Below are 2,994 nucleotides of genomic sequence, written 5' to 3'. Positions count from 1 at the left end.
AGGGGGCCGACAACGACGCGCTCGCCTACTACGTCGACGCGGTCAGGCGGGCGGCGGAGGAGAAGGCGAGGCTCGAGGGGCTCGTCGAGGCCGAGGCCCGCAAGCCCAGGTGGCGGAAGAGGGTCGACTCCCTGCGCTGCCTCAAGGGCGTCGACACCGCTTCCGCCGCCGACCTCGTGTTCGAGGCCGGCGAGTTCTCCAGGTTCAGGAACGCCCGCTCGTTCGCCGCGTGGGTCGGCCTGACGCCCTCCGAGCACTCCAGCGGGGAGAGCGACCGCAGGGGCGCGATCACCAAGGCCGGCAACAAGCACCTGAGGAAGACGCTGGTCGAGGCCGCGTGGCACTACCTGACGTGCTCGGGGCGGCCGAAGGACCTCGCCAAGGGCCAGGCCCCGGACCGGGGCGCCCGGAGGCATGCCGCCAAGGGCGTGCGGAGGCTGGTCGAGAGGCGGGAGGCGCTGCTCGCGCGCGGGGTCCACGGCAACAAGGCGAACGTCGCCACGGCGCGCGAGCTCGCCTGCTGGGTGTGGGCGGTCGGCCTCATGGCCGAGGAGGCGTAGGGGGCGGTCCCCCGCACATAAGCCAGTCACCCCGGAAGCGGTTCGATCCGAAGCCGTTGAGGCGAACCTCAGGTCCCTTTTCTGCGAGCGCCCAGGGCGCCACACGCGTGCACAGACTGCCGGTTCGACGTAGAAGCCTCAGCCGTAGCAACGGATTGCCCAGCGAGAGATCGCCACGGGCGGATATTAAACTGCAAAGACGAGCGTCGGTAAGACACGCCGAGGTCGCCGCGGACGGGTTGATATAGGGAGAGGGCCTGACCCCATATCGTTGGGGCCAGGCCCGATTTTGCCTCTTGACAATGTCCTGCTCATATTAAAAGGAACGTCCCCAAGTGCCAGGGTTGCCCCTTTGTCGCGGGGCTGCGTTGTGACACAATGGCGTTTGTTCGATTCGTGATGCGAAAGGCCAACTATGGCAAACAAGAAAAAGAACTCCGAGGCCGCACCGACGCCCGAGCAGCAGGCCCGCGCCGCGTCGAGCTCTCGTAAGAAGCAGCGCAAGACGTACGTGTCTAAGACCGTCAAGATCGTTCTGGTGGTCATCGGCGTGCTGGCGATGCTGCTTTCCGTCTCGGCCATGGCATGCTCCGGTCTCATGTCGCAGGCAGAGGATACCTCGGGCTACAAGCTTACCGGCGGTGTGGCTGCCACTATCAACGGCACCAACCTCACCGAGGACACCGTGACAAAGCAGATCATGAGCATGCGCACGTCTTACGGCTACACCAAGGACAAGGACTGGGCGCAGTATCTGGTCGACAACGACCTCACGCCCAAGAAGTACCGCAAGCAACTCATCGACTCCTACACGCAGCAGATTCTGCTTCAACAGGCACAGAAGGAGAACGGCGTGACGGTGTCGGACGAGGAAGTTGAGAAAGCCTGGAAGGACGCGTGCAAGAGCGCGGGCGGCGCCAAGACCTTTAAGAAGACCCTTAAGACCTACGGCTACACCGAGGACACCTATAAGAGCTCGCTCAAGGAGAGCCTGGCGCAGCAAAAGCTCAAAGATGCCGTGGCGCCCACCAGCAAGCCCAAGGACAGCGAGATCGTCGATTACATCAACGAGAACCTGTCGAAGTACAACGATGCCCGCCGCTCGTCGAACATCCTGATCAAGGTCGATTCCGACGCATCCGACGAGGACAAGGCTGCCGCCAAGGCCAAGGCGCAGGAGTGCCTGGACAAGATCAACTCCGGCGAGCTGAGCTTTGAGGACGCCGTTGAGCAGTACTCCGAGGACACCGGTTCCAAGGAGAAGAAGGGCGATGTGGGCTGGGATAAGCTCACCACCTTCGTCGACAGCTACCAGACTGCGCTCGAGGGGCTCAACAAGGGCGATGTGAGCGACGTGGTCGAGTCGACCTATGGCTACCACATCATCAAGTGCACCGACTACTTCCATGTCGATAATCAGGTTGATGACATCAACCAGGTGCCCAAGGCCATCAAAAAGTACGTCTCCAACGTGGTGAAGACGCAGGCGGCCAGCACCGCGTACAGCGAGTGGCTGGAGCAGTACAAGAAGGATGCCGACATCACCGTCAATCCCATGCCCAAAGACGTGCCATACAACGTCAGCCTGAAGGGCGTCACCAAGAGTTCGACCGACGATTCGTCGACGACTGAGTAATCATGGGGCGGTGCTCGCGCGAGTGCCGCCCACGCTATTAGAGAGGATTTGCAGATGACCAACGAAGAGCTGCAGAAGGAAATGATCGCGGCCATGAAGGCCAAGGACAAGGTTCGCCTGTCCATCATCCGCCAGGTTAAGGCCGAAGTGAAGAACATCGAGGTCAACGAGCGTCGCGATGTGACCGAGGAAGACGTCAACAGCATGATCAAGCGTCTGATCAAGCAGACGAGCGAGACGCTGGAGATGTCCATCAAGGCCGGCACCGACCAGGAGCGTACCGACAATCTGACCGAGCAGGTCAAGATTCTGGAGAGCCTGCTGCCCGCGCAGGTTTCGGGCGAGGAGCTCGAGGCCCTGATCGAGCAGGTCATCGCCGAGCTGGGCGCCACGTCCAAGAAGCAGATGGGCCAGGTCATGGGCGCTCTGGGTAAGGCCACTGGCGGCAACTTCGATAAGCCGGCAGCAGCAAAGATCGTTGGAGCCAAACTCGCGTAATTTGTTACGCGGTTTTACCAAACCGCGTAACGGCTCGACGCTGCAAACCCGTACACGCGGCAATCTGACGTTCAATTTCAAGGGCGCGACCATAAGGTCTGCGCCCTTTCATTTCACGTCACCTTGCTCGCGTATACGGGTTTTCGCTGACTTATGCTCAACAAGGGCGGTTGGGCGCTCACTGGGGACAGACTTAAATGAGTGCCCAATGAGTGGGTGGAAGATTGCGGGTTCTTTACGGGGATGTAGTGTGGGCTGCGATCGCGTCGAAAATGTTGGTGTAAGGGTGGCACCCTAACG

At 61.1% G+C, this 2,994-nt stretch carries 3 protein-coding genes; all 3 read left to right on the top strand.

The annotated features are described in order from the left end of the window. Positions 1–560: transposase (locus DXD16_RS10095; RefSeq protein WP_147326457.1), on the top strand; the 560-nt coding region annotated here is incomplete at its 5' end. Positions 561–975: 415 nt separating this feature from the next. Further along, on the top strand, positions 976–2,196 hold the full coding sequence (locus DXD16_RS10090) for a peptidylprolyl isomerase (protein WP_117655982.1): 1,221 nt from the start codon (positions 976–978) through the stop codon (positions 2,194–2,196). Positions 2,197–2,250: 54 nt separating this feature from the next. Beyond that, the gene (locus DXD16_RS10085; RefSeq protein WP_006235801.1) at positions 2,251–2,694 is read left to right on the top strand and encodes a GatB/YqeY domain-containing protein; all 444 of its coding nucleotides are present in this window, start codon (positions 2,251–2,253) and stop codon (positions 2,692–2,694) included. Positions 2,695–2,994 lie beyond the last annotated feature (300 nt).

Source organism: Collinsella sp. TF11-5AC, from assembly GCF_003436775.1.
In the GTDB taxonomy this organism is placed as follows: Bacteria; Actinomycetota; Coriobacteriia; order Coriobacteriales; family Coriobacteriaceae; genus Collinsella.
The sequence above is the reverse complement of the archived record's forward strand: the minus strand, read 5'-3'. Positions and strand labels throughout refer to the sequence as shown.

Bases quoted from the DNA above. Each gene is read 5' to 3' on its own strand.
- DXD16_RS10090 (WP_117655982.1), top strand. From the start codon at position 976: ATGGCAAACAAGAAAAAGAACTCCGAGGCCGCACCGACGCCCGAGCAG.
- DXD16_RS10085 (WP_006235801.1), top strand. From the start codon at position 2,251: ATGACCAACGAAGAGCTGCAGAAGGAAATGATCGCGGCCATGAAGGCC.